General features: G+C 35.5%; 30 protein-coding genes and 1 pseudogene. 23 read left to right on the forward strand and 8 right to left on the reverse strand.

Features of this window, described 5'->3' with window-relative positions; all coding sequences use genetic code 11:
* Window positions 1-2 precede the first annotated feature (2 nt).
* The 7 genes from ACFCYJ_RS03665 to ACFCYJ_RS03695 all read left to right on the forward strand — a co-directional run bounded on the left by ACFCYJ_RS03665 (window position 3) and on the right by ACFCYJ_RS03695 (window position 5888).
* Entirely contained in the window at window positions 3-770 is a 768-nt protein-coding gene (locus tag ACFCYJ_RS03665; RefSeq protein WP_376070823.1) for a DUF1648 domain-containing protein, read from the forward strand.
* Window positions 771-808: 38 nt separating this feature from the next.
* Window positions 809-1075, forward strand: a complete 267-nt coding sequence (locus ACFCYJ_RS03670) for a DUF5808 domain-containing protein (RefSeq protein ID WP_376070825.1) — start codon at window positions 809-811, stop codon at window positions 1073-1075.
* Between the two features lie 13 nt (window positions 1076-1088).
* Window positions 1089-2381, forward strand: a complete 1293-nt coding sequence (locus ACFCYJ_RS03675; RefSeq protein WP_376070828.1) for an alpha/beta hydrolase — start codon at window positions 1089-1091, stop codon at window positions 2379-2381.
* A 12-nt stretch (window positions 2382-2393) separates the two neighbouring features.
* Window positions 2394-2651 (forward strand): DUF3784 domain-containing protein, encoded by a 258-nt coding sequence (locus ACFCYJ_RS03680; protein WP_376070830.1) that lies wholly within the window; start codon window positions 2394-2396, stop codon window positions 2649-2651.
* A gap of 130 nt (window positions 2652-2781) precedes the next feature.
* Window positions 2782-3081, forward strand: a complete 300-nt coding sequence (locus ACFCYJ_RS03685) for a hypothetical protein (RefSeq protein ID WP_376070833.1) — start codon at window positions 2782-2784, stop codon at window positions 3079-3081.
* A 767-nt stretch (window positions 3082-3848) separates the two neighbouring features.
* Window positions 3849-4697 (forward strand): MerR family transcriptional regulator, encoded by an 849-nt coding sequence (locus tag ACFCYJ_RS03690; protein ID WP_376070836.1) that lies wholly within the window; start codon window positions 3849-3851, stop codon window positions 4695-4697.
* A gap of 87 nt (window positions 4698-4784) precedes the next feature.
* Window positions 4785-5888 (forward strand): C45 family autoproteolytic acyltransferase/hydrolase, encoded by a 1104-nt coding sequence (locus ACFCYJ_RS03695; protein ID WP_376070838.1) that lies wholly within the window; start codon window positions 4785-4787, stop codon window positions 5886-5888.
* 141 nt (window positions 5889-6029) lie between these two features.
* Here the strand turns inward: ACFCYJ_RS03695 and ACFCYJ_RS03700 are convergent, their stop codons facing one another.
* Window positions 6030-6620 (reverse strand): hypothetical protein, encoded by a 591-nt coding sequence (locus ACFCYJ_RS03700; protein WP_376070841.1) that lies wholly within the window; start codon window positions 6618-6620, stop codon window positions 6030-6032.
* Between the two features lie 270 nt (window positions 6621-6890).
* Between ACFCYJ_RS03700 and ACFCYJ_RS03705 the strand changes: the two genes are divergently transcribed.
* From ACFCYJ_RS03705 to ACFCYJ_RS03765, 13 genes are all read left to right on the forward strand, one after another.
* On the forward strand, window positions 6891-7613 hold the full coding sequence (locus ACFCYJ_RS03705; RefSeq protein ID WP_376070844.1) for an ATP-binding cassette domain-containing protein: 723 nt from the start codon (window positions 6891-6893) through the stop codon (window positions 7611-7613).
* A complete protein-coding gene (locus tag ACFCYJ_RS03710; RefSeq protein WP_376070847.1) occupies window positions 7610-8359 on the forward strand; it encodes an ABC transporter permease in 750 nt (249 codons plus the stop codon). Before ACFCYJ_RS03705 ends, ACFCYJ_RS03710 begins: the two co-directional genes overlap by 4 nt.
* 8 nt (window positions 8360-8367) lie before the next feature.
* Window positions 8368-8748 (forward strand): group-specific protein, encoded by a 381-nt coding sequence (locus ACFCYJ_RS03715; RefSeq protein WP_376070850.1) that lies wholly within the window; start codon window positions 8368-8370, stop codon window positions 8746-8748.
* Window positions 8749-8755: 7 nt separating this feature from the next.
* Window positions 8756-9259 (forward strand): RNA polymerase sigma factor, encoded by a 504-nt coding sequence (locus tag ACFCYJ_RS03720; protein ID WP_376071218.1) that lies wholly within the window; start codon window positions 8756-8758, stop codon window positions 9257-9259.
* Window positions 9252-9500 (forward strand): hypothetical protein, encoded by a 249-nt coding sequence (locus ACFCYJ_RS03725; protein WP_376070853.1) that lies wholly within the window; start codon window positions 9252-9254, stop codon window positions 9498-9500. The genes ACFCYJ_RS03720 and ACFCYJ_RS03725 overlap by 8 nt, the downstream gene beginning before the upstream one ends.
* Window positions 9501-9701: 201 nt before the next feature.
* A complete protein-coding gene (locus ACFCYJ_RS03730) occupies window positions 9702-11351 on the forward strand; it encodes a sensor domain-containing diguanylate cyclase (protein ID WP_376070855.1) in 1650 nt (549 codons plus the stop codon).
* 28 nt (window positions 11352-11379) lie between these two features.
* Window positions 11380-12165 (forward strand): nucleotidyltransferase domain-containing protein, encoded by a 786-nt coding sequence (locus ACFCYJ_RS03735; protein ID WP_376070858.1) that lies wholly within the window; start codon window positions 11380-11382, stop codon window positions 12163-12165.
* 92 nt (window positions 12166-12257) lie between these two features.
* Window positions 12258-12410, forward strand: coding sequence for a YpzG family protein (locus tag ACFCYJ_RS03740; protein ID WP_082172689.1), 153 nt, complete (start codon window positions 12258-12260; stop codon window positions 12408-12410).
* Between the two features lie 427 nt (window positions 12411-12837).
* On the forward strand, window positions 12838-13404 hold the full coding sequence (locus ACFCYJ_RS03745) for a GNAT family N-acetyltransferase (protein WP_376070860.1): 567 nt from the start codon (window positions 12838-12840) through the stop codon (window positions 13402-13404).
* Window positions 13313-14113: a thermonuclease family protein gene (locus tag ACFCYJ_RS03750; protein ID WP_376070862.1), complete on the forward strand. Its 801-nt coding sequence runs from the start codon at window positions 13313-13315 to the stop codon at window positions 14111-14113. The genes ACFCYJ_RS03745 and ACFCYJ_RS03750 overlap by 92 nt, the downstream gene beginning before the upstream one ends.
* 400 nt (window positions 14114-14513) lie before the next feature.
* Window positions 14514-15593 carry a cysteine peptidase family C39 domain-containing protein gene (locus ACFCYJ_RS03755; RefSeq protein WP_376070865.1) on the forward strand — a complete coding sequence of 360 codons (1080 nt, stop codon included), beginning with the start codon at window positions 14514-14516 and terminating at the stop codon, window positions 15591-15593.
* Window positions 15594-15885: 292 nt separating this feature from the next.
* Window positions 15886-16338, forward strand: coding sequence for a hypothetical protein (locus ACFCYJ_RS03760; protein ID WP_376070868.1), 453 nt, complete (start codon window positions 15886-15888; stop codon window positions 16336-16338).
* Window positions 16339-16414: 76 nt separating this feature from the next.
* Window positions 16415-16765, forward strand: coding sequence for a cupin domain-containing protein (locus ACFCYJ_RS03765; RefSeq protein ID WP_376070870.1), 351 nt, complete (start codon window positions 16415-16417; stop codon window positions 16763-16765).
* A 34-nt stretch (window positions 16766-16799) separates the two neighbouring features.
* On the opposite strand, the pseudogene ACFCYJ_RS03770 reads toward ACFCYJ_RS03765, so the two are convergent.
* Window positions 16800-17268: pseudogene (locus tag ACFCYJ_RS03770) on the reverse strand (N-acetyltransferase family protein).
* A 90-nt stretch (window positions 17269-17358) separates the two neighbouring features.
* Here ACFCYJ_RS03770 and ACFCYJ_RS03775 point away from each other — a divergent pair.
* Window positions 17359-17787 carry an NUDIX hydrolase gene (locus tag ACFCYJ_RS03775; protein ID WP_376070873.1) on the forward strand — a complete coding sequence of 143 codons (429 nt, stop codon included), beginning with the start codon at window positions 17359-17361 and terminating at the stop codon, window positions 17785-17787.
* 155 nt (window positions 17788-17942) lie between these two features.
* Here the strand turns inward: ACFCYJ_RS03775 and ACFCYJ_RS03780 are convergent, their stop codons facing one another.
* Together ACFCYJ_RS03780 and ACFCYJ_RS03785 are read right to left on the reverse strand one after the other, a co-directional pair.
* Window positions 17943-19106, reverse strand: coding sequence for an aminotransferase class I/II-fold pyridoxal phosphate-dependent enzyme (locus ACFCYJ_RS03780; protein ID WP_376071221.1), 1164 nt, complete (start codon window positions 19104-19106; stop codon window positions 17943-17945).
* A gap of 2 nt (window positions 19107-19108) precedes the next feature.
* Window positions 19109-20224, reverse strand: a complete 1116-nt coding sequence (locus ACFCYJ_RS03785) for a methionine biosynthesis PLP-dependent protein (RefSeq protein WP_376070875.1) — start codon at window positions 20222-20224, stop codon at window positions 19109-19111.
* 200 nt (window positions 20225-20424) lie between these two features.
* Between ACFCYJ_RS03785 and ACFCYJ_RS03790 the strand changes: the two genes are divergently transcribed.
* Window positions 20425-20973 (forward strand): Rossmann-fold NAD(P)-binding domain-containing protein, encoded by a 549-nt coding sequence (locus ACFCYJ_RS03790; protein WP_376070878.1) that lies wholly within the window; start codon window positions 20425-20427, stop codon window positions 20971-20973.
* Between the two features lie 86 nt (window positions 20974-21059).
* On the opposite strand, the gene mscL is transcribed toward ACFCYJ_RS03790, so the two are convergent.
* Window positions 21060-21449: a large conductance mechanosensitive channel protein MscL gene (mscL, locus tag ACFCYJ_RS03795; protein WP_376070881.1), complete on the reverse strand. Its 390-nt coding sequence runs from the start codon at window positions 21447-21449 to the stop codon at window positions 21060-21062.
* A 171-nt stretch (window positions 21450-21620) separates the two neighbouring features.
* On the opposite strand from mscL, the gene ACFCYJ_RS03800 reads away from it, so the two are divergent.
* The gene (locus ACFCYJ_RS03800; protein WP_376070883.1) at window positions 21621-22316 is read left to right on the forward strand and encodes a lytic transglycosylase domain-containing protein; all 696 of its coding nucleotides are present in this window, start codon (window positions 21621-21623) and stop codon (window positions 22314-22316) included.
* Between the two features lie 132 nt (window positions 22317-22448).
* Here ACFCYJ_RS03800 and ACFCYJ_RS03805 read toward each other — a convergent pair whose 3' ends face one another.
* The 3 genes from ACFCYJ_RS03805 to ACFCYJ_RS03815 all read right to left on the reverse strand — a co-directional run bounded on the left by ACFCYJ_RS03805 (window position 22449) and on the right by ACFCYJ_RS03815 (window position 23697).
* Entirely contained in the window at window positions 22449-22706 is a 258-nt protein-coding gene (locus ACFCYJ_RS03805; protein ID WP_370080445.1) for a GlsB/YeaQ/YmgE family stress response membrane protein, read from the reverse strand.
* Window positions 22707-23007: 301 nt separating this feature from the next.
* A complete protein-coding gene (locus ACFCYJ_RS03810; protein ID WP_376070886.1) occupies window positions 23008-23433 on the reverse strand; it encodes a cysteine hydrolase family protein in 426 nt (141 codons plus the stop codon).
* Window positions 23434-23556: 123 nt separating this feature from the next.
* A complete protein-coding gene (locus ACFCYJ_RS03815) occupies window positions 23557-23697 on the reverse strand; it encodes a hypothetical protein (RefSeq protein WP_376070889.1) in 141 nt (46 codons plus the stop codon).
* Between the last annotated feature and the right edge of the window lie 62 nt (window positions 23698-23759).

The following is a 23759-nucleotide window of genomic DNA, read 5'->3' on the forward strand; positions in this document are numbered from 1 at the left end:
ATATGCTTATTATAGTAAGCATTTTTATCTTCGTAGGAGTACTGGAAACAATAACACCATATTTAACGAGAAAAACATCAGTGTTTGGCGTTTCAATTCCGGAGCCCTATGTGCAGCATCAGCAATTACGAATATTTAAAAAGCATTACAGTATGTTGGTAGGGAGCATAGCAGCTGCATTTCTTTTAGGCCAAATTTTACTACTATTGACGTCCATTCAAGAAGAGCAATTTGTTTTATTATCCTTTATCTTGCTATATGTCGTGCTTCTTATATCAGCTGGACTTTATATGTATTATCATATAAAAACAAAAAAATTAAAAAAGCAAGAAAATTGGGAAGCACATGTAAAAACCGTTTATGTGATGGATTTATCTATACGAGATCGAGATGAAGTACTTTCACCTACATTTTTTGCATTACCAATTATTATCACTTTAGCATTGATTACTTTTACCTATATGAATTACAATTCCATCCCAGATGTATTTGCTACCCATTGGAATGCAGCAGGTGAGGTAGACGGTTGGACTGAAAAAACATGGCTATCAGTTATTGTAATGCCGCTTATTTTACTAGGGACACAAATTAGCTTTTTCATCATAAGTATAGGTATGAAAAGTGCCAAAATACAATTGAGCGCACAGGCGAAAACAGCTTCGGCCAATAGAGAGCTTACACAGCGTAAATATGGCAGCTGGTACTTAGCGGCGATTAATTATAGTATGACCATTCTTCTTGTTGTTTTACATTACACGACAGTGATATAAAAAAATCAAACAGCTTCTTCCCTCTTTTTATCGTTTTTATGATCGTCTCTTTAGGGGGACTTATCCTCTTCATTTGGAAGTTAAGTAAAAATAATGAGCGCTTTGATGATTTACATACAAACGAAACAGCTGCAGCCGATGATCGATACTGGAAATGGGGTATTGTTTACATCAATAAAAATGATCCTTCACTAATAGTGCAAAAGAAATACGGCGTTGGTTGGACTGTGAATTTAGCGAATAAATGGAGCTATATCATTTTACTTGTCATATTTTTACCAATCTTGTTAGTCATTTTCATGTAGAGGGAGAGATTTTGTGAAAAAACTATTATTTTTATGCTGTGCACTCTTATTATTAGCAGCATGCGCTCAAAAGGAAGACAATACAAAAGGTAAAGAGACAAAGGAGGACAATAAAATGAATGAACAGCTAGTAGGAAAATGGGAAGGAAATATTGAAACGCCAAACGGAGCACTTCCAATTATCGTTGATTTGCAGAAAGATAGTGGGACATTATCAGTACCGGCACAAGGATTATCCAATTATCCATTCAAAAGCATTAAATATGATGGTGATCAAGTGAATGTTTCAATCAATTTAAATGGCTCGGCAGTTGAAATTAACGGAACATTAAAAGATGGGCAAATTGAAGCAACGTTTCAACAAAATGGTGGCAAATTCCCACTTGTCTTAAAACCATTCAAAGAACAACCAGAACAACCAGTTACGTATGAAACGTTAAAGATTCCCGTTAAAGATGGTGAGTTAACAGTGGCTCTTCAAAAGGCTAGTAAGGAGCCATCTCCAGTTACACTTATTATAGCAGGCTCTGGCCCAACTGATAAGAATGGAAATTCAGCTATAGCTGGTAAAAATGACAGCTTAAAAATGATTGCGGAAGGGTTAGCAAAAGACGGTATTGCAACTGTTCGCTATGATAAACGTGGACTTGGCGATAATCAATCCCTTTTAACAAAGGAAGAGGATATCACGATTGACCAATACGTAGATGACGCAGTTCAAGTAATTAATACCCTATTAGCCAATAAAGCGTATTCAAGCGTTCATATTATTGGACATAGCGAAGGCTCACTAATTGGTTTACTAGCAGCACAAAAAGCAAATGTAGAGTCCTTTGTTTCTATCGCAGGTGCTGGAAGACCGGCAGATGAAATTTTGTTAGAGCAATTAAAAGGTCAATTATCTCCAGAGCTTCTAAAAGAATCAACAGATGCACTTGCATCCTTGAAAAAAGGAGAGCTAGTGAAGAACGTTTCTCCAGATTTACAATCACTCTTCCGTTCTTCCGTTCAACCGTATATGATTTCATGGTTAAAATATAACCCTGCAAGTGAGTTAGCAAAAGTGAATAGCCGAGTTTTAATTCTTCAAGGAACAACCGACTTACAAGTAGTTGCAACGGATGCGGAAGCGTTAAAGAAAGGCAAACCAGATGCCAAGCTGGAATATATGGAAGGAATGAATCATGTGTTAAAAAATGCTCCAGCAGATCGCGCGGAAAATTTAGCGACGTATTCAGACCCATCACTACCACTTCATAAAGAATTGCTGCCAGCCATTCAGCAATTTATTCTAAATGAAAAATAGAGACTAATCATCATGTATGCCATTGTTGGGTTCATCATAATGATTCCGTTCCTAATATTTGCAATTGTTTTATCACAAGGAAAAGGTGCATTTTTACTCGCGGGCTATAATACGATGTCCGACAGTGAGAAAGAAAAATATAACGAAAAAGCACTCGCGAAATTTGTGGGCAAAGTGATGTACGGCTACTGTTTTTGCTTACTATTATGGGCGCTGAATGAGCTATTCAAAACCGAATGGCTATTTATCATCGGGCTCGTCTCTTTATAGTTCTTACAATTTTTGTAGTTGTCTATCCAATACACGTAATCGCTTTAAAAAATAAAATTCTATATGGGTAAATTCATTGCCCACTTATTAGCAAGGCGAACCGAGCGAAATAGGCAGATACCCGCGCGAAATGGGAGAATACCCGCGGAAGCAGGGAGAATACCCGCGGAAGCAGGGAAAATACTCGCGGAAGCAGGGAAAATACCCGCGGAAGCAGGGAAAATACCCGCGGAAGCAGGGAAAATACCCGCGGAAGCAGAGTAAATACCCGCGGAAGCAAGGCGAATACCCGCGGAAGCAGGGGAAATATCCGCGGAAGCAAGGAAAATACCCGCGAAAGCAAGGTAAATACCCGCGGAAGCAGGGTAAATACTCGCGGAAGCAAGGCGAATACCCGCGAAAGAGGCAAATACCCGCGGAAGCAAGGTAAATACCCGCGGAAGCAGAAGAAATACCCGCGCGAAGAGGGAAAATACCCGCGGAAGCAAGGTATACCCGCGCGAAGAGGGAAAATACCCGCGAAAGCAAGGTAAATATCCGCGGAAGCAGAAGAAATACCCGCGCGAAGAGGGAAAATACCCGCGGAAGCAGGGGAAATACCCGCGGAAGCAGAGTAAATACCCGCGGAAGCAAGGTAAATACCCGCGGAAGCAGAAGAAATACCCGCGCGAAGAGGGAAAATACCCTCGGAAGCAGGGTAAATACTCGCGGAAGCAAGGCGAATACCCGCGGAAGCAGAAGAAATACCCGCGCGAAGAGGGAAAATACCCGCGGAAGCAGGGGAAATATCCGCGGAAGCAAGGTAAATACCCACGGGAACAAGTTAATGCTCATACGAAACAAATTAGTATATAATCAAAAGAAGTATGCTCAAATCAAAAAATGATGAGCATACTCTTTTGGTTTTTAGGCGTCCTTTCGCCTTTTGTATTTGGGCAAGTTGTCGTTGATATTTGTTAAAACGTATATCATGTTTATATGTTGATTAGAGTGAAAGCTAATTGTTGTGACATAGAGCAAGACGATTCATCGGACGCCTAAATCAACCTCACGTTATAGTGAAGCGCATTATATTGAAACAATTACTACAACTTTATCGTACAATAACTAAGCAAGGAGAGGTTTATTTTAATTCATTCAAAATGGAAGATATAGCATGATGAATCGAAATCAACTAAATTAAAAAGAAGGTGTCTTATGTATAGCATTGGGAAATTTTCGAACCTGTGTAATGTTCCTGTAAAAACTATTCGTTACTATAGCGATATTGGATTACTCGAACCATCTTTTATAGATGAAGTGACCGGCTATCGTTATTTTGATTACGATAAAATGAAAGAGCTAAATAAGATTCAGGTACTAAAAAATTGTCATTTTTCATTAAAAGAGATTGAACAGATAATGAAAGGAAAAAATGATCGGCAAGATTTAGAGCTAAGATTACATAAAAAAGTTCAGGAATTAGAGCATCAACAAGAAATAATTGCTGAACAAATTCAAAATATTGTCCAAGTGAAAAATTCTATTCAGAACGCTCAGACATTTAATCTAAAGCCAACATTATCAAGTTGTTATATAGAGGAACGACCAAAAATACAGGTGCTTGCCATCCGTGAAAAGATCAATATTATTGAAATGGATAGGCTAGTACGAAAATTATTTGAACGAATCTATGCATATCAATTAGAGATAGAAGGGAAGCTTACTGCAATTTTTCATCAACAGGACAGGAAGCAAAATATAGCGGATGTTGAACTACTGTTGCCAGTAAAAGCAACTCAACTGGCAGAGTATATTAAAGTAATACCAGAAGGCAGGTATGCTTGTATAAATATAAAGGGACCATATTCAGAGTTGAATTTTGGCTATAGTCGTTTGCAGGAATGGCTGACTGAACAATCCCTTCATGTAGAAGGATTGTTTATGGAGCAATACATAAAGGGGTTAATCCCAACTGAAGTAGCAAATCCAATTAATATTAGACCCAATATTGAGCTACATCCTAATGATTTTTTGACAAAAGTGTTTGTGAAAATAAGAAACTAGCTAAACTCTCCAGTAGATGGAGACTTTATTCTATATGTAGCAAGGGTAGAAATGTCTTGCAAGTACTATATGGAATGGAGTATATCAATGAAAACAAATACAGGACAGTTTGCATTTCTTCAAGGTAGTTCATACGAGATAGGACAACAACAAGCTCGGGAATTTCAAAAAAATCCTTTTGCGAAATCGCTATTCTTTACGGAAAAATTAACTTCGGACAACGCTTATTTTCAAATGAAGGCACAAATAGAGCAGTACTGTCCAGGTTTAAATAAAGAATTAGATGGTTTTGCGGAAGGCTTTGGCTATGAGCCCGAACAACTAAATTTTTATCAAAATGCGTGGTTAATTCCTGGAGGGTGTAGTTTAGGGGCTATTTTGCCAGGAAAAATGGCGGATGGTAAAACCTATGTCATAAGAAATTATGATCTTTCACCTAACATTTCAGATATGCGCTTATGTACAACAGTCGTCGAAGGGAAATATTCTCATACAGGATTTTCTGTTTCTACATTCGGTCGGAGCGAAGGCTTAAATGAGAAGGGGCTATGTGTTGCCTATGCATCGTGTGGCATGCCCATTGGCAAATATCCTGGTATGAGACCACCAGTAGTACCTGGATTACAGTTTATGGTTATTGTCAGAGCTCTATTAGAAAATTGTAAAAATGTAGAAGAGGCTATTTATATGGTTAATAATATGCCTGTAGGAACGAATATGAATCTACTTATAGCTGATGCAAATGGCGACGCAGCTATAATTGGAACATATGACGGAATAAAAGAAGTGAAACGTGCAGAATTAGATTATCTTATTGCCACTAACCATGGTCTATTTTCTACAATACAAAAAATGGAGCCTGGCAAGCTCGAGCATTCTCAAGTAAGATATGATATTTTAGAGGGGAAATTGATGGAAAGTGGCAAAAGATCTGTTAATGAAATACAAGAGCTTCTTTTAACAGAGTTTCCTAAAGGATTATCCGTCCATAATTACAATGAAAGCTTTGGAACAGTGCATTCAATTTTGTTTAACCTTACTGATTTGCAACTGGAATTTTCATTTGGCTCACCATTACAAAATGAAGTAAATAAGATAGACGTTGGCGAGAATTTTGTAAAAATACAAACACCTGTTGAATTTTATAATAAAAGCTATGGAACAGAATTTTGGAAAATAATAAAATCCTAAATATCAAAAAGACCTCTCACAGTGAGAGGTCTTTTGCATGTACCCGAAAGCCTCGGTGTTGCCAGTTACTAAAGCGTAATTAAATAGGAAAAATATATAGTGGTCATTTTTTTATAGTGAATTTTTTTAAGACATACTTGTTTAATAACTTAATTCGTTCGTTACTACTTGGATAAATTCATCTCGATGTTGTGATTCAAAAATAGTAACCCCTTTTTCTCTAGAAAGTTGTAGTAACTTTTGAATCTTAGCTTCATCTTTTTCCATAAAGGCTTTTTCTACATATTTTAAATCTTGCAAGATATGATGTATAAATGTATCCCCTTCTCTTTTAATATCTATAGCAATAAAGTCGAAAGATAATTTTGTTTTAGGTGGAGTAATAATTGTATCAAACAAATAGTTTAAAGCTTTAAAGGGGACATAAGGGATACCTTTTTTATATTCATATTTCTCAATAATTGGTAAAACCCTATCAATAAATTTTTGTATTTTATCAATATTGTAAAGCTTTGTATTTTCTAAATTATTCTTCTTAATAATTTGTTGTATTTTTTCATATTGATTTTGTTCTAACAGTTGTTTCATATATAAAAGTTCTTTTTTGAAGTTGGATCGTTCTTTTTTACTTAATTGTCGATGTTCAATAACAGCGTATTCGATTAGCTCCCATCCTATCTTTAAACCAAAATGAGGTTCTAAAAAATACTTAAGTTCTTCAAAATCGCGCACTTAGGTAACTCCCTTTAAATTAATATTATTTATCGTGCAGGAAAACAAGATAAAAATTTTTTGCCCTAACCGTTCATCAGACATCTTTAGTCAGAGCCATATTAAAATGGTATTCCTTTATCCTTACTAAATTTCCAACAATTATTTATTTTACATAAAAAATCATTATATAGAAACATATAATTTTATTTCATTTTTTTAAAAATAAAATGAACCTTTTCCAATTGCCGTTTGTATAGTCAGTGAACATAAAAATTAGGAGGGTTTATTTTGGAGCTTATTGTGAAGGATATTGTGAAAAAATATAATGGTGTGAACGTTTTGGATGGTGTGTCGGCCACATTTAAAATGGGGTATTGTTATTTATTATTAGGTCAGAATGGAGCGGGTAAATCTACTTTGTCAAAATGTATAGCTGGAGATGTAAAACCTGATGGAGGTACCATTGTATTCAATGAGACGTCTCAACATGTACAAGAGCAAGTTGCATTGCAGTACCAATTTTTTTCGAGTTATCAGCATCTTAAAATTCGTGAAGTAATGGCTCTTTTTACTACATTGACGAAAAATAAGGTTGATTTGGGAGAGCTATATGAAATATTAGGGTTACCGACTTATGACCACATCTTATTGAAAAATGCTTCAGGCGGTCAGAGAAAAGCAGTATCAATCTATCTATCTTTTTTATTAAATAAACCAATCATCATTTTAGATGAGCCGTTTGCTGATTTAGATTTAACGAAGAAAAAGCAATTGATGTTTTACTTACAAGATGAAATTCGTCAACGTAACAAAATGATTATCATTATTAGTCATGAAGTGGCAGGATTAGAGCCGTTATTTGATTATGTAGTGATCTTAAAAGACGGGAAACTCATTGAAAATAGCACACAGGATGAGCTCTATCAAAAATACACAGAGGCAAAATTACCAGGAATTGAAGGTCTCTACTATGAAGTGACAGGTCAAATTTTAGGAGGGAAAGCAGGATGATGAAGCAAATTGCACGCATGTATATGTTAGAAAATATTCGTAATCCAGGAATGGTTTTTGGAAATGTACTAACAGCCTTTATGTTAATGATTAGCTCAGTTATTTGTAAAAACATGACGAACGCAGAAGGAATGGATTTTGTGATTAAAGGTCAGTTTTTACCAATTTCAATTTTAATGTTAATTTTCTCATTTGCATTTTCTAGCGCTACTATATATTTGGCAGATATGAAGGCTAATAAAACGTTCCAATGGGTACAACGAACAGGCGTTAAGCCACACACTTACTATATTGGTATGGGAATAGGTGTCTTTACATTATTAAATGTATTTTTAGTGTTACTTCTCATTGGCTATTCCTTCATCATTGACATTTCACTTTCATCTTATTTTATGATTATTCTGATTAGTAATTTTGTTTTGCTGGCATTATATCCATTGAGTTTTATATTAGCAGGTCTATTTAAAAACGAGAAAGTAGCTCAAAGCATGCTAGTGCCGATTATGTTACTATTTATGTTTTCAATACAGATGACATCGTTGTTTTTAACGCTTGCGGAAAAAAATCCACAAGATTATTTTATTTTCCTAATCTGGAATCCGATGTTATATTTATTTGATAGCTTGCAAGTGTCTTTAAATGTATTGGACGAAACATGGCTCCCACAATATCAGTATTTTATGATTTTAACAGTTCTTAGCTTGGTGTTAGCAGCCATCGCTAAAAAAGTATATAACAGTAAGTAGGTGATTTTATGGGAATCGGATGGATTGTATCTTTTTTTATAGCTGGCTTTTGGATTATTATTACTTCCGTAATTACAATTCAGATGAATAAAAAATACATTGTTCGCGAAAATGGAAAAATTAATTATAAAAAAACAACAATTTATTTACGTTGGAATGTATTTGATACTTTAACGCTTGTTTTAGCCATATATACAATACTTTGTATGCAGGCACTCAACATGCTTTTGTCTTTCTCACAAACAATCGAAAATCCATATGTGCAGTTTTTTACAAATCAATCGCAAGCGTTTGTCATTGTAATAGTCGTCAACTTAGTTTCACGTGTGTCCATGACATTGAAGTCCATTAAGGCTCATTGGGGGGATGAGCTAGATGATAAGCAATGAGGAGTGGATGGAGGCCTATAAAAACGGCGAAGTCGAGGGCTTTGAACAGCTCTATAGTCGTTTGTATGAGCCATTGTACTGCTTTTTATTTCGTTATACTCGGGAAGATCAGCTAAGCATTGATATTGTGCAAGATACCTTTGAGCGTTTACAATATATAAAAGAAGATTTTGATGAGCAAAAGGGAACGGTGAAAGCTTTTTTATTTCAAATCGCTTATCGCTTAATGATTAATAAATTGAATCGGCGAAAAAAATGGCGCACGCTGTTCCCGTTTTTAGTACCGACGTCCAGTCATCGTATGTCTGCTGACGAGAAATTAACAATACAAGAGGCGATACTTCAATTACCCGAAAAGCAACGAGCGGTTATTTTGCTTGTTTACTATCATGATTTGCCGCAGGAGGAAATTGCACAAATTTTGTCCATTCCACTTGGCACTGTTAAATCAAGGCTACATAATGCGATAAGGACTTTAAAGGAAGAGCTAAAGGAGGATTTCGATGCTTAAGGATGAATTTCAAAAGGAACAATGGTTAAAAGACAGCTTAGATCAAGATAAAGTGGAGATTCCTAAGCAGCTAATGACATACAAGAAAAGTCGCTGGCAACGTTTTCTTCAATATTTAGCGTCACCAACGAAGGATCCGTTAGAGCCAATTTGTACATCTTCAGTAGGTTACACCTCTTTGAAAGTAGTTCCTATTGTTGCGGCATTATTTATTACAATTCTCCAAATTTTATTGCAATAAATTTTTTCAACTAATCTGACGCTTTGCTTTCGCTACCCAAACATATGTAACTGCCGTTTCACATACGTTACATAAAACAACAATTGCTGAAAGAAGTTAAATTTCTCACTGCCACAATCATTCGGTTGTGGTATTTTTAATGAATAAAATACTATTTATTGCCCATTTTAAGGAAAGATTTAGATTTTGGAGGTTAGTGCTTTGAGGGTTTTTAAAAAATTTCCACGACCAAACACGATAAAAGGTCAGCTTCATCGAGCGCTTGTTTGGATTACTTTTATTATTGGTCTATGTATTTTTATTCCAACGCTTTATATCGAATATCGGCAAACCATTCAGCATCAGAATGAAGAGATGACGCAATATTTAGATGCTCAAACATATTTTTTTGAAAGCTGGTTATCAGAACGATCCAGTGATATACATACAATAGCTAATTTAGATTTTGTAAAGGACTATAATTTTGAAAAATCGCAAACTTTTTTTCGGAATTTTAAAGAAAAAACAAATTTTACAGACTTAATATTTGTCAATAAAGAGGGCATCGTACAATTTGATACAGTTACTGAATATAGTACAGCTGGTGTTGGAATGGATGTAAAGGATCGAAAGTATTTTCAGGTTGCTAAAAAAACGAAACAACCATATATAACAGATATTTTAATGAGTAAAGTTACTAAGAAGCCTATTATTGCATTTGCTTCACCGATTCTAAATGCACAACAACAATTCAATGGTGTAGTTTTTGGCGCAGTAAATTTAGATACGATCGATCAACTGCTACATGAATCAAGAGTCGGCTTTTTAGGTCAAGCTTACATTATCGATCAGGAAGGTACTATGCTCACTGAATTTAATAATAAACAACAACGGTCTTCTAGCAATTATTTAGTGGATGAGCATATCCTGAACGCAGCTAAAAAAAATAAAACAAGTGACCTAGAGGTTTATAAAGACGCGAATAATAAGCGGGTTCTTGCTAAAAGTAAGCCTATAAATGAAGGGAAATGGTTTATCATATCAGAAATGGGTCTGTTGGAGGCGTATAAACCATTCATCATTAGAATTTTATCAATAACCTTTTGTTTAGTAGTAGGTTCATTTTTTACGATTAAAATGATGTTACATCTTTCTAAAAAAATTGAAGAACCAATCCAGCAGCTTCTTACAGGTGTTAGAAAGGTAGAACAAGGTTTTTATGATTATCAAATAGATGAACAACAGCTGGCACCTTATGCGCATGAATTTCAGGAGCTTTGTGCGTCCTTCAACGAAATGAGCGCTAAGGTGAGAAAAGATACCATCTTACTGAAAGAATTATCGGTTACTTGTCAGCTGACGAAGCTGTACAATCGTCGTTATTTGATTGAGCAGGGGGAGCTTGTTTTTCAGAAATGTTTAGAAGAACAAAACTATTGTTCATGTATAGCGATTGATATTGATTTTTTCAAAAAGGTCAATGACACATATGGACATTTAATCGGTGATGAAGTTCTAAAGCACGTCGCAAATATCATTACAAATTCTGTGCGGAAAATCGACATTATTACAAGGTATGGGGGAGAGGAGTTTGTCATTTTATCCCCAAATACTACGTTAGAGAGCGCAGTAAAGATAGCGGAAAGAGTTCGAAAGCATGTTGAACATTATCCTTATTATGCGGATGATGTTGAGATCAATGTGACAGTGAGTATTGGCATCGCAGGGTACGGTCATTCTAAAAACATTTCAACATTTTACGAGCTACTTGACAGGGCGGATCAAGCACTTTATATTGCAAAGGAAAGCGGTCGAAACCAACTAAGAGTATGTAATCATACAGGTATAGTTGATACAAACCAGACGCTTTAAAAGACTAAATTTGGAAAGTGGTATTTACATGAAGGAAATTATACGAAATAAATTAAAAGAAATTGAAAAAGAGTATCATGTGAAAATTTTATATGCTGTAGAATCGGGTAGTCGTGCTTGGGGATTTCCTTCCAAGGATAGTGATTATGATGTTCGTTTCATTTATATTCATCAACCACAGTGGTATCTTTCAATCGATCCTCAAGGAATTGGTGCGAAGAGGGATGTTATTGAAGTGCCTATTAATGATTTGTTGGATATTAGTGGTTGGGAAATAACAAAAGCATTAAGGCTATTTCGCAAAAGTAATCCACCTCTATTAGAATGGTTACGAAGCAATATTGTGTACGATCAACAATATTCATTTATTGACAATGTACGGTTACTGGAAAGAGAAGTTTTTTATCCAAATGCAAGTTTGTATCACTATTTAAATATGGCTAAAAACAATTATCGAGAGTATTTACAGGGCTCAGAAGTGAAAATAAAAAAATATTTCTATGTCCTCAGACCAGTTTTAGCATGTAAATGGATAGAGATAAACAATACGGTTCCACCAATTGATTTTCAGGAATTGTTAAATGCAATTATTTCTGAGGGGCCTTTAAAAACCGAAATTCAGCAACTTTTACAGAGAAAAATGGCTGGTGACGAACTAAATCTGGAGCCACGAATTGAACGTATTAATGAGTATTTAGATAAAGAAATAGAGCATGTTGAGACATACTGTAAAAATCTCAACGTTAAAGTCGATGATCCTACACAAAGATTAGATGCGTTATTTAGAAATACATTGCAAGAAGTGTGGGGATAATAGTGATAGAAAACTGAATAATTTTTAATCGCAAGGTCATACTAAAAAAGGTTTCACTTATGAAATCTATATTGATGAGGAGGATGGCACGAATGAGTAGGTTCGAACAACTAGACCCAAAATCTCAAAAAATCCACCGCAACTGGTCAAGGATTAAGCGTTCAAAATCTCAAGTAAATGGTGAAACGGAGATTACTCTCCATAACCGTATCTTGAGAAGCGAAGCAAAAGCCCGACAGTTTTAATCATGCTAGAAAAGTAAGTGTCATCAAGCCCAGAACATATTCTGGGTTTTTTTATTTTCTTAAAATTGGACAGTTTCGATGGAATAAACAATATGGCTTATCAACATGGGATGATTTCAGTTCTGGCTGAGCACCTTCCTGGGGGCATGTGAGCCGCTTCGAAGCACTGCAAGGTCTCATCTGTGACGCTAATCTCCTAGCAAATATCATCCCTAATTTTTGATGATGAATCAAATGAAAAATATCGAACCCATTTATTGATTTATATTCAATTATTTGTAATTAATCTGATATAGTCTTTAACACAAATTAAAGAGGGAGACAATTTTATAATGAAGATAACGTTCTATACTAATACGGTAAATTATCTTTAATCTAGGAATGCTCTCAAACTAATGATTAATCATAAAGGAGACTTAATGAATTTATGAAAGGTGAGGAGAATTTGACAGAAAAAATCAAAATTAGAGTTCCTTATCAAGAAGATGCTGAAGCTTTGTTGGAAATCCAGCAAGAAGTTTTAGCAGAAGAAGATTATTTAATTACTACAATAGATGAATTTCAGCGAACGATTGATGAGCAAAGAGAATGGATACAAGCGAAAATAACAAATGAACGAGAAACAATTTTTATCGCACAATATCAAGAAGAAATAGTTGGCTGGCTTGTATTTCAATCGCCACAAAGAAAACGATTAGCACATACAGGTACCTTTGGCTTCATTTTTTGTATGAACCATATAATCTTCGATGGAAAACCTTCATTTGTGGTTAATCATAATTACTTGAAAGAATACTTTGTAAATGCTACTAAACTAATTGCTAGATATGACGAAGAATTATTCCCGTTAGTCGAACATGTATGCCAGGAAATATCAAGTTTTCCTGTTAAGGAGGCAGTAAATGCTAAAGAGACTGAAGCTTTCAATTCCGATAATAATGGCGCTTCTAATGTTGTCTGGTTGCATCGAAGCAGGCGAAAATTTAAAAGATAAAGCTGCTGAAGTAGACGATAACTATCAAAATAGTATTACTTCACAATTAAAAAATGTTGCGCTAGATGTTGTTGAAAATAATGAAATAAATGATACTAGCTTAATAGATGTAATCAACTTAATAACGAGTCCCTCCCATGATACCAAGCCATCTTTAGATGATTTGAAGATCCTTACAAAGCCTTTTAAATCGCCTTCATCAAATAGCATTCAAACTGGTGAAGTCATTTACAAAGCAAAGTATCTAACTAATTACGACGGTGATACGATGACCTTTCTGATTGACTCTGCCTACGAACGAATTGACGACAATACGTTAAAAGAGATCAAAATATCTCAGACAGCGTTGGCTGGGAACGCACATAAGGTTACAGTAAGGGCTCTTTTAGTAGATGCCCCCGAGATTGTTAACAAAAAGACTGGTAAAGCAGATGAGTACGCATTAGAGAGTAAACAGTTTACTCAGAAGCAATTAGAAAGTGCCAGCACCATTTGGCTACAACATGATTTAGGCGATAAACAGGATAAATACAGCCGTGAATTAATGCATATATGGGTAGATCAAGACCTTCTAAGTGTACGTTTATTAAAAGCCGGACTTGCAAAAATTGCTTATATACATGAACCGAATACTACATACCTAGAGGAATACAAACAGGCCGAAATGAAAGCAAAAGAAAAAGGGGAAGGTATTTGGAGTAATAAGTAGATAGAAAGAAAAGAATAAAAATGATAAAAACGGGAAACCCGCTTCATGAAGACTAACCTCAAAATAGTCGTCTTGGAGCGTTTTTTTCTTTTAAAGAGTCAAACCTGTTAGAGATATTTATGATAAGAAAAATAATAATGCGGTACTTGCTGTTTATAGCTGCGGAAATTGGGTGGGAGAAGTAGATAAGGCAGCAGAAATATAAAATAGGTATAATTGTTGCTTTTGGAAGTTAGAAAAGAAAGAATTGTCCGAAAAAACTTTTGATATTATTGTAGTATGATGTATAATAAACAAGAAGTGTAAAATATTAGAAATTGAGGGTTATTATGTTTTTTGCAAAAAAATAGTTAGTAAATTCTACGCATCTCTTATTCTTCTATTTGTTTTGTTTTTCTCGATGAATTTTAGCGTAGATGCAAAAAGTACGGACTCAGTAGATTCTAACGTAGAGGCTTTCCTAGAATTAAAGAAAGGGCAATTCAATATCACTAATGGTGAGTCATATGAATTGGTTCACATTCGTGAATTGTTTGGTTTGGATGATTCTGTAATTGCACATTATTACAATGTTTATGTTAACGATGAATTGAATGGTTATGTTTTAGCTGCCAATGATGGAAGATTAGACTCAATACTGGAATATGGCAGATTTGATGATAATATTGATTCAAAATATGGAGAAATTTTAGCGGAGAACGTTAATCAAAAGGCTTTCTATTTAGGGCTTGATGAAATTGAATTTAGTGATTCTGGAACGTTACTGGAAATTGAATTGAATAATAGACTGGAACAAAGGATAGAAGAAGCTCAAAATGCTAATGATTTTGAGGGAATTAAGCAACTTCAAAACTTCGAATTTGGTCTTGAATATAATGGAAATCAATCTTTAGAAAATAAAGATATTTCATTAACGCAAAATGAGTTTGAAGTTATGCCATTAGGGGTTCCCGGACCAGTAGAATTACCGATTACTAGAGTATGGCAGAGATTAACTAATGTTGCTAACCCAGATTCGTCATGTGGGCCAGCTACTGGTGCAATGATTACAAATTATTATAAAACTCGAAACTTTAATGTTAGAGATTATAGTTATTACGGGAATTTAAATGCAAATTTAATAAATCATTTGTATTTTGATATGAATTCTTACGCTTTAGGTACTAATGCGTATTCTTTCGCAAATGGTCTAAAATTACACTTAAATCATGACATGTCTGGATGGAACTATAACGCAAGTGATGCACCATCATTTGGAAATATACAAACAGCAATTAATGGTAAAAATCCTGTTGGTGCTGTTTGGTTAGCATTCAGTGGTGAAAGTTACCATTGGCGAGTGATTAATGGTTATGACACTGATGGTGGTAATTTCGTAGGTTATAAAGATCCAGACGGTGGACAAAATAATACAGCTACGAATTACGTAAGTTGGTCAACTGTATCGGGTAAAATTAATACTGTTTATATGTCGAAATAACTCGATTGTGGGGGAAGAGAGTGAGTAAACTATCATTGTTTCTATATTCTATAAGTTATATCATGACTGCTATCATTTTTTGTTTAATTAATTTTTTGACTGCACCGATTGTGATAGGAAGTTCAAAGAATAGTATAAGTAATGGTAATCCAGGGCTCTTCCCCATAATATTTATAACACCACTTACAATAATCATCTATTCAACTAATGGAGGGCGTTTATCCAACAAGGATTTACGCTTTTTTTTGAATTTTATATACTAAAGGGGTAGTTTTGTTGAGGAGGAGTTATAATGCGTTTTCTTTTTTTGCTAAGTGTTGTTGTCTCAGGAATTGTAAGTGTTGTCTGTTTTGCATTCACTAATATGACTACTACATCATTCGACCCCACAGGTGTCAATTTTGTTGGAGGGAATGGAAACCCAGGCTTAATGTTTGTTATGTTTCCGATGTTAATTATTCTTTATTTTTTCTTTGCAATGATGTTTGTTTTTGAAAAGTTCCATGGGCGTTTTTTAGTGAAAAGGAAACTATTTCAAGCCTGCTATGCAGGGATGTTTGTGCTGATTTCGGGAATGACGATTTACAGAATCGTTTCATTTCGAAATGAAATCAATCCGTATTTTGAATACGAAATATCCTATTTAAATCCTTTTTCTAATCATTTATTTTTTAATTTCTGGACATTTATAGCCTGTCTTTGTGTTTCAGGATTTTGCTCATTTTATTTAAAGAAAAGAATATGAAGAAATGTACTAAAAGCTTTAGTTGATGTTTTAATGTACAGGATGGTAGAAAAAATTTGAAGGGGAATATGCTGATATGAAAAAATATAATTTCACACAAGAATTGGCTAATCAAATTAATAATTATCAATCAATAGATGCTTTTTATACGAAAATCATGAAAACAGCGGAACCTGCCAATATTGGCTTCATTTATATAGAGCCTGGTGGTGTTGTTGGGATGCATGAGGCGCCTGTCCCACAGTTATTTATTGTGATTCAAGGGGAAGGATGGGTTTGCGGTGAGAATCAAGAAAAAGTAATGATAAAGACTGGGGAAGGTGTTCTTTGGCAAACAGGAGAGGTACATGAATCTGGGAGTCATTCAGGATTAACAGCACTTGTCATCCAATCCGAGCAAATCCATTCTTGCATAGATTACATATAAAATGTGTAACGGAGTGAGTTTTTACTCCGTTATACTAAGCAGTTAGTGTTAAGCCAAGTTTAACAGTTTTCAATAAATGACCATCAAATAACTCATCAAACTCCTCCAATTTCTTGAAGCCCTTCGCTTGATAAAAGTTCATGCCAATCGTATTTTCCTTTTCTACACAAACTAAAATTGATGTTAAATCTGGAAGCATTTTGATTCCTTCTTGTAATAGGGCTGTACCAATACCTTTGCCCTGAGTTTCAGGAAGTAAATATATTGAGAATAGTTCTGCCTCTCCATCTACAACATTTGAAAAATTTGCAAAGCCTACGATCGATTCTTCAAGTATAGCAACTAAAAATAGACTTTTTTCCAAACGACCTAGTAATCGATCATTATTATAAGCAACTTGTAAAAAACGATCTTGAATCTCATTTGGGATAATCCCTTCGTATGTTTGATGCCAACTTTTTTTGGCAATTTTCTTGCACAAAAATGATGTCATTCTTTTGCATATGTCGTATAATTGAACTCAATACTTTTCACCTACAATTCCAATTTTTCCGTTTATTGTAACATTAAATCACGAGAAAGGGGATGACTTCATGCAAGTTGTTGAAAAAGCATTTGGCTATATTATGAGAGAGCATGAGGGTCAGTTACAAGTGCTAGTATTTGAGCAAAATACAGAAGGAGCAGGGATTCAAATTCCTAAAGGCACGGTAGAGGAAGGGGAAACACCGCTAGAAGCTGTAACACGGGAGATGTTTGAGGAGACAGGGTTAGCCTATTTAGTAGTGAAGGGGTTAATTGCCCAAGATTATTTTAATCATCATTCAGGGGTATTACAAAAGCGCTATTTCTATCATTTAACGACAAATGAAAAAAGAGATTCATGGAAGCATTGTCCGACAGGTGTAAACGAGGCAGGCTTAGAATTTTCATTTTACTGGATAACAGATGAACAAGAAGTAACACTAGCAAAGGGACATGAAGATTATTTATATCGAGTACTAGCTCGTGTGAACAACTGATTGTTAAACATTTAAAATTGTACATTTAATAAAGAATTGACTATGACATAAATATAGTTCAAAGCAAAAATTCTATATCAAAAAAGCGCAAGAAATCAACGTTTCTAAAATTGATTTCTTGCGCTTTTTAAGATTTTGACCTATTATGTCTATCTTTAAATAACCTTTACGGCAACCTCTAATGCCTGAGCGAAATCTGCAATCAGATCGTCAACATGCTCAAGCCCTACTGAGAAACGTAATAAACCATCAGTAATACCACGTTTTGCACGCTCCTCGGGCTCCATTGCTGCATGACTCATTTTTGCAGGGTAGGATAAAATCGATTCAACGCCACCTAGAGAGACAGCGAACACTGGAATTTTCATCGCTTCCACAAGTGCCTTTGCAGCTTCATAATTTGGTAGGCGGAAGGATAGTACTGCACCTGCACTCGTAGTCTGACTTTGATGAATCTCATAACCAGGATGTGATGTAAGCCCAGGGTAGTATACTTGCTCGACAAGATCATTTGTGTCTAAAAAAGCTGCAATCTTTTGTGCCGATTCAGCAGATCGACTAAAACGCACATCTGTTGTTTTCATATTTTGCAATAAAGTAAAGCAGTCCTGTACACCTAATATATTGCCGAATGAATTTTGGATAAAGTAAAGATCCTGACCAATCTTTTCGTCAGCAGTTACTGTTAATCCTGCGATAATATCAGAGTGCCCAGATAAAAACTTTGTAGCACTATGAATAACAACATCAACACCTAGCTCAAGTGGACGTTGGTGTAAAGGTGTCATAAAAGTATTGTCTAAAAACGTTAAGCAATTATGCTGCTTGGCAAGTGCTACTACTCCGCGAATATCTGTGATGCCAAGTGTTGGATTCGACGGTGTTTCCATATATAGTAGTTTTGTAGCTGGTGTAATGGCTGCTTCTACCGCCGCTAAATCTGTGAAATCAACGAAAGTATGGGAAATACCGAAGCGTGGTAAGACTTTTGAAACGAAGCGGTATGTTCCTCCATAAACATCCTCTGTAATGACTATATGATCACCTTGAGATAATAACATTAATGCTGCAGATACCGCGGCAATTCCAGAAGAATATGCATGCGCTCGTACACCACCTTCAAGCTCTGCTACTGCTTTTTCTAATGCATCACGCGTAGGGTTGCCAGAACGTGCATAATCATATTCACCGAATTCATCGATACTCTCCTGATGGAAAGTTGATGATACATACATAGGCACATTGACTGCACCTTTTTTATTTTCATAACCGTCACGAACACCTGCGTGAATTAAGCTTGTTTCAATATGCTGCTTCATCATTAAGCCTCTTTTCTAAGGATATCGAATACTTGTTTTAAATCCGCAATTAAATCTTCTGCCTCTTCAACTCCAATAGAGAAGCGGAGTAATCGATCACATACACCACGTTCAATGCGCTCTTCATAAGGCATATCCGCATGTGTTTGAGTAGCAGGATACGTAATAAAGCTTTCAACACCACCAAGACTTTCAGCGAAGGTAATTAACTTCAAGTTTCGAAGGAATGGGTCAATCCACTCGGCCTTTTTCAAGCGGAATGAAAGCATACCACCTTTTCCTGTGTAGAGCACGTCTGTTACAAGCTCTTCTACCTCTAAATAGGCAGCAATTGCTTTCGCGTTCGCATCATGTTGCTTTAATCGAAGATGCAATGTTTTTAATCCGCGAATAAGTAACCAGGAATCCATCGGACCTAACACCATACCGCTGCCATTATGAATAAAGCCAATACGTTCTGCTAATTCAGCACCTTTGGCGACAACTAAACCAGCTAACACATCATTATGTCCGCCAATATATTTAGTCGCCGAATGAATAACAATGTCTGCACCTAATTCGATCGGACGTTGGAAATATGGTGTATAGAACGTGTTATCGACAATTAACCATGCCCCATGCTTGTGAGCTAATTCCCCATATGCTTGCAAATCAAATTCCTGCATAAGTGGATTTGTCGGCGTTTCAATGAATAGAGCACGCGTATTGTCGTTGATTAATGCTTCTACCTGTTCAACCGATTCAAATTTTGAGTAGACAGGCTTAATATTATATGTTTCTTCAAAGAAATTAAAAAGTCGATATGTACCACCATATAAATCATCAGGCACCACTAATTCATCACCAGGTTTAAACAATGATAGAACTAGTTGAATGGCCGCCATACCAGAGCTACAGGCAAAGCCCATATCTCCGCCCTCTAAATCAGCAATTCCGGCTTCTAATAGGGCACGAGTTGGATTTTTTGTACGTGTATAATCAAAACCAGTGGATTCACCGATACCTGTATGTTTGTAAGCTGTCGATAAATGGATTGGTGGGCTGACAGCACCTGTTATAGGATCACTTAAATTCCCAAGTTGTACGAGTTTTGTTTCAATACTTCTGTTGTTTGTCATGTCGTCACTCTTTTCTTTATCATAATAACGGGGAGTCAAAATATCTAAAAGACTAGTACTTCTTTTCCCTATATTCTCAATAATAGTTACCAATTTAACATGTATACTTAAGAAGAACAAGATAATTTCAGAAAATTAGAGAGATTGTTTATATTAAATCGTCTAGGAATAGTAGGAGATAAGGAAGGAGAGAAAATTAAATGAAAAATTGGCTAGTAATAGGTGGAACAGGAATGCTAAAGGGTGTTTCTGTATGGCTTATACAGCAAGATAATCATGTAACCGTTATCGGGAGACAACAAAAGAAAATGCAAAATTTGATAAATGAAGCTAAAAATGATTCGAAATTGTCACCTTTATTAGTTGATTATACGAATTACAATAGCTTTAAATCGGTATTAATAGAGTCCCAAAAAACTAATGGATCATTTGATTGTATAATTGCTTGGATTCATGGCTCGGATAAAAGAATTTGGGAGTCACTTTTTGAAGCAATTTCTACTACGAAAAATTTGATTATATACCATATAAAAGGAAGTAGCTCTTATGTAAATAATGACCGTACAAAAAATTATTTACCTTCTAATATAGTTTATCGGGAGGTGAAGCTTGGATTCATCATAGAAGACAATAATTCTTCGAGATGGCTAACAAATGGTGAAATTGCACAAGGAATTATTGATGCAATAAAATTGGAAATACCGGAAACACATGTCGGCGTATTTGAACCATGGAATTTGCGTCCATAAAAAATAAATCTCTTCAATAAAAAAGAATCTGCCTCTTACCGCGGCTTATTATCCGTGGTAAGAGGCAGATTCTTTTTGAATATGATTTAAGCTTGCTCTTTTTTTAATAAATCTCGAATTTCTTTTAGAAGCTCTTCTTTAGAATCCAATTCGGGTGTTGGTTCTTCCACAACAGCCTCTTCTTTTTTACGAGATAGTTTGGTCATAATTTGTAATGCCATGAAAATTGCAAAGGCGATAATGAAAAAGTCAAGAATAGACTGTAAAAATACACCTAATTTTATTTGTGCATCACCTGAACCATAAGCAAAGCTTTTTGTTAAATCAACACCACCAGTTAAGACACCGACTAATGGCATAATGATATTTTCAACTAAGGAGGTAACAATTTTACCGAAAGCACCACCGATTACTACTGCCACTGCTAGATCGACAATATTGCCTTTCATAGCAAACTCTTTAAAGTCTTTCCACAAAACAAATTCCTCCTATAATTATCCCTATAAATTAATCGAATTATATTTTACTATATTTTTCCCTTTCTTTTCAACTGTTAAAGTAGTGGTAATTATATTCGGAAAAATCTACTACATAAAACGGTAATTTTGGTAAAATAGAAATAGTATAAGAGAGATTAGGTGTGACATATGGCGAAAAAAAAGAAGACAAAACCGATGCTATCGCCTTCCGTTCAATTAGGCATGATAGCTTTACTAATACCAATAGCGATAACTGTGTGCGTTTTCGCCTTTTTTGCATGGAAGGAGCTGCAAACATTAACTATATTTGAAAAATTAGCAAAGCAAAAAGAGCTAGAAGAAATCCAACAAAATTTCGATATGAACATTCCTGAGCAATATATTCCCATCTATGTAGCAGCGGAAGAGAAATACGGTGTGCCTTGGACGTTGCTTGCCGCCCATCATCGAATTGAAACACGCTTCTCTACAATGAAATCGCTCGTTTCATCAGCTGGGGCTGAAGGTCCGATGCAATTTATGCCTTGTACATTTGTCGGCTGGAAACATCCTTCCTGCTCGGGATTAGGAAAAGGGGATATATCGAAGGCAGAATTAATGAATTTAGAAACCATAAAAAAATATGGTGGATATGGCGTAGATGCTAATGGAGACGGCATTGCAGATCCTTATGATATTGAGGACGCTATATTTAGTGCTGCGAATTATTTATCGAAAAATGGTGCAGCAGATGATCATATTCAGCAAGCGGTCTATACATACAATCACAGTGATGAATATGTTAAAAAGGTATTACATTATTTCCATTTGTATAATGATTATCATGATGAGCTAAAGGAAGTAGTCCTTTATAAAGAAAAGTAAAGAGCCAGGAAAGCGCCCAGTCGGAACGGAAATCAACCACTCGTTTTGCCGAAGAGCCATTTTATTTTTATGGACACAATTTTTTTAGAACAAGTAAAGAGCCATCAAAAATGATGGCTCTTTATTACATATTTAGGTTGCTTTACGCATACCCTTTAAAATAATGCTTACGATGAAGATCAGCACGACAGCACCGATTAATGCGGGGAATACGTAAAAATTACTAACTCGCCAACCCCAGTTGCCAAGAACCATACTACCGATCCACGAACCGACAACCCCTGCAACAATATTCCCAATGATGCCGCCGGGTACATTTTTACCTAAAATGACGCCAGCTAACCAACCTAATACTCCGCCGATGATTAAATACCAAATGAAGCTAATCATTTTTTTCATCTCCTTAAACTAAGATATAATGGCGATTATTTAGTTATGCCCTGAATGGAGTATATTACGCGTCTTGCTTCTTAGTAATTATTACAAATTCTCAATAAGGTTTTTATCTTCATTCAGCTTATGCTAACGCTTCGATTTTGCATAGACAAAAGTCATTTTTTGACGCTTCATTTTTGCGCAAAAAATAGCTGTAAGTATTTTTTTCTGTAGCAAAGAAACTACAATGACGCCAAGGCAAATTGATTAATTAACAAACTGTTGCACCTAGTGTATGTTCAATATGAAGCAATGCCTATTCATGACCTGCAGCGTCAAAACTTGCAACACCATCTGCATAAACAACCGTTGAAATGCTCAAATTATAAGCATCAACGGCTGTATGTAAAATACAAATATCAGTACAAACGCCAACTAAATGAATTTCTTTGATTCCTCGCTCATTCAATAAAATCGATAAATTGGTTCCGGCAAATGCGCTATAACGCGTTTTATCGAGCCACATCACTTTATCTTTGTGAAGGTTATACATTTTACCAACTTGTCCGTATAAGTGACGTCCTTTAGTGTCGCGAATATTAGGAGGAGGAAATAGCTTGGTTTCAGGATGGAATGGATCATCTTCCTCATGTAGATCATTCGCAAAAACAACAAACTCTTTTTCAGCAATAAATTTTTGAATTAAGGATGAAATTTTTTTAACTTCATTCAGCAGAGTCATCCATTTCTATAGGTGTGAGTTGAATGCAGTTACTTTTGTGGATATCCAAATATCAATTGAATGAAGATAAAGCCTCCGGCGGATGTCACGGATTTTGAAAGGAATGAATTGTGCGTACACAATTCAAAATCCGGACGCAATTACGCCAAGGCGAAATTGATCTAATAATACTTGACCGGGCTCCCCGCATGTTAGTTTTCCATCAGAAGCGACAAAATCATACGTATAATCAATTACTAATAAAGCCTTTTTCAACTTTTTCACTATCCCTATAGGTATAATTTCACTTTTATCATGCCATATTTGGGCCTGTTTGTCAGAAAAAT

Source organism: Lysinibacillus sp. NPDC056232, from assembly GCF_042267565.1.
Taxonomy (GTDB): Bacteria; Bacillota; Bacilli; order Bacillales_A; family Planococcaceae; genus Lysinibacillus.

Excerpts from the sequence above, each read along its gene's own strand:
- ACFCYJ_RS03765 (WP_376070870.1), top strand. The coding sequence starts at position 16,415 with ATGAAAAAATATAATTTCACACAAGAATTGGCTAATCAAATTAATAAT.
- ACFCYJ_RS03775 (WP_376070873.1), top strand. The coding sequence starts at position 17,359 with ATGCAAGTTGTTGAAAAAGCATTTGGCTATATTATGAGAGAGCATGAG.
- ACFCYJ_RS03785 (WP_376070875.1), bottom strand. The coding sequence starts at position 20,224 with ATGACAAACAACAGAAGTATTGAAACAAAACTCGTACAACTTGGGAAT.
- ACFCYJ_RS03755 (WP_376070865.1), top strand. The coding sequence starts at position 14,514 with ATGAATTTTAGCGTAGATGCAAAAAGTACGGACTCAGTAGATTCTAAC.
- ACFCYJ_RS03715 (WP_376070850.1), top strand. The coding sequence starts at position 8,368 with ATGGGAATCGGATGGATTGTATCTTTTTTTATAGCTGGCTTTTGGATT.
- ACFCYJ_RS03750 (WP_376070862.1), top strand. The coding sequence starts at position 13,313 with ATGCTAAAGAGACTGAAGCTTTCAATTCCGATAATAATGGCGCTTCTA.
- ACFCYJ_RS03810 (WP_376070886.1), bottom strand. The coding sequence starts at position 23,433 with ATGACTCTGCTGAATGAAGTTAAAAAAATTTCATCCTTAATTCAAAAA.
- ACFCYJ_RS03710 (WP_376070847.1), top strand. The coding sequence starts at position 7,610 with ATGATGAAGCAAATTGCACGCATGTATATGTTAGAAAATATTCGTAAT.
- ACFCYJ_RS03670 (WP_376070825.1), top strand. The coding sequence starts at position 809 with ATGATCGTCTCTTTAGGGGGACTTATCCTCTTCATTTGGAAGTTAAGT.
- ACFCYJ_RS03680 (WP_376070830.1), top strand. The coding sequence starts at position 2,394 with ATGTATGCCATTGTTGGGTTCATCATAATGATTCCGTTCCTAATATTT.
- ACFCYJ_RS03805 (WP_370080445.1), bottom strand. The coding sequence starts at position 22,706 with ATGATTAGCTTCATTTGGTATTTAATCATCGGCGGAGTATTAGGTTGG.
- ACFCYJ_RS03695 (WP_376070838.1), top strand. The coding sequence starts at position 4,785 with ATGAAAACAAATACAGGACAGTTTGCATTTCTTCAAGGTAGTTCATAC.
- ACFCYJ_RS03720 (WP_376071218.1), top strand. The coding sequence starts at position 8,756 with ATGGAGGCCTATAAAAACGGCGAAGTCGAGGGCTTTGAACAGCTCTAT.
- ACFCYJ_RS03760 (WP_376070868.1), top strand. The coding sequence starts at position 15,886 with ATGCGTTTTCTTTTTTTGCTAAGTGTTGTTGTCTCAGGAATTGTAAGT.
- ACFCYJ_RS03745 (WP_376070860.1), top strand. The coding sequence starts at position 12,838 with ATGAAAGGTGAGGAGAATTTGACAGAAAAAATCAAAATTAGAGTTCCT.
- ACFCYJ_RS03800 (WP_376070883.1), top strand. The coding sequence starts at position 21,621 with ATGGCGAAAAAAAAGAAGACAAAACCGATGCTATCGCCTTCCGTTCAA.
- ACFCYJ_RS03790 (WP_376070878.1), top strand. The coding sequence starts at position 20,425 with ATGAAAAATTGGCTAGTAATAGGTGGAACAGGAATGCTAAAGGGTGTT.
- ACFCYJ_RS03685 (WP_376070833.1), top strand. The coding sequence starts at position 2,782 with ATGGGAGAATACCCGCGGAAGCAGGGAGAATACCCGCGGAAGCAGGGA.
- ACFCYJ_RS03780 (WP_376071221.1), bottom strand. The coding sequence starts at position 19,106 with ATGAAGCAGCATATTGAAACAAGCTTAATTCACGCAGGTGTTCGTGAC.
- ACFCYJ_RS03665 (WP_376070823.1), top strand. The coding sequence starts at position 3 with ATGCTTATTATAGTAAGCATTTTTATCTTCGTAGGAGTACTGGAAACA.
- ACFCYJ_RS03725 (WP_376070853.1), top strand. The coding sequence starts at position 9,252 with ATGCTTAAGGATGAATTTCAAAAGGAACAATGGTTAAAAGACAGCTTA.
- ACFCYJ_RS03690 (WP_376070836.1), top strand. The coding sequence starts at position 3,849 with ATGTATAGCATTGGGAAATTTTCGAACCTGTGTAATGTTCCTGTAAAA.
- ACFCYJ_RS03740 (WP_082172689.1), top strand. The coding sequence starts at position 12,258 with ATGAGTAGGTTCGAACAACTAGACCCAAAATCTCAAAAAATCCACCGC.
- ACFCYJ_RS03735 (WP_376070858.1), top strand. The coding sequence starts at position 11,380 with ATGAAGGAAATTATACGAAATAAATTAAAAGAAATTGAAAAAGAGTAT.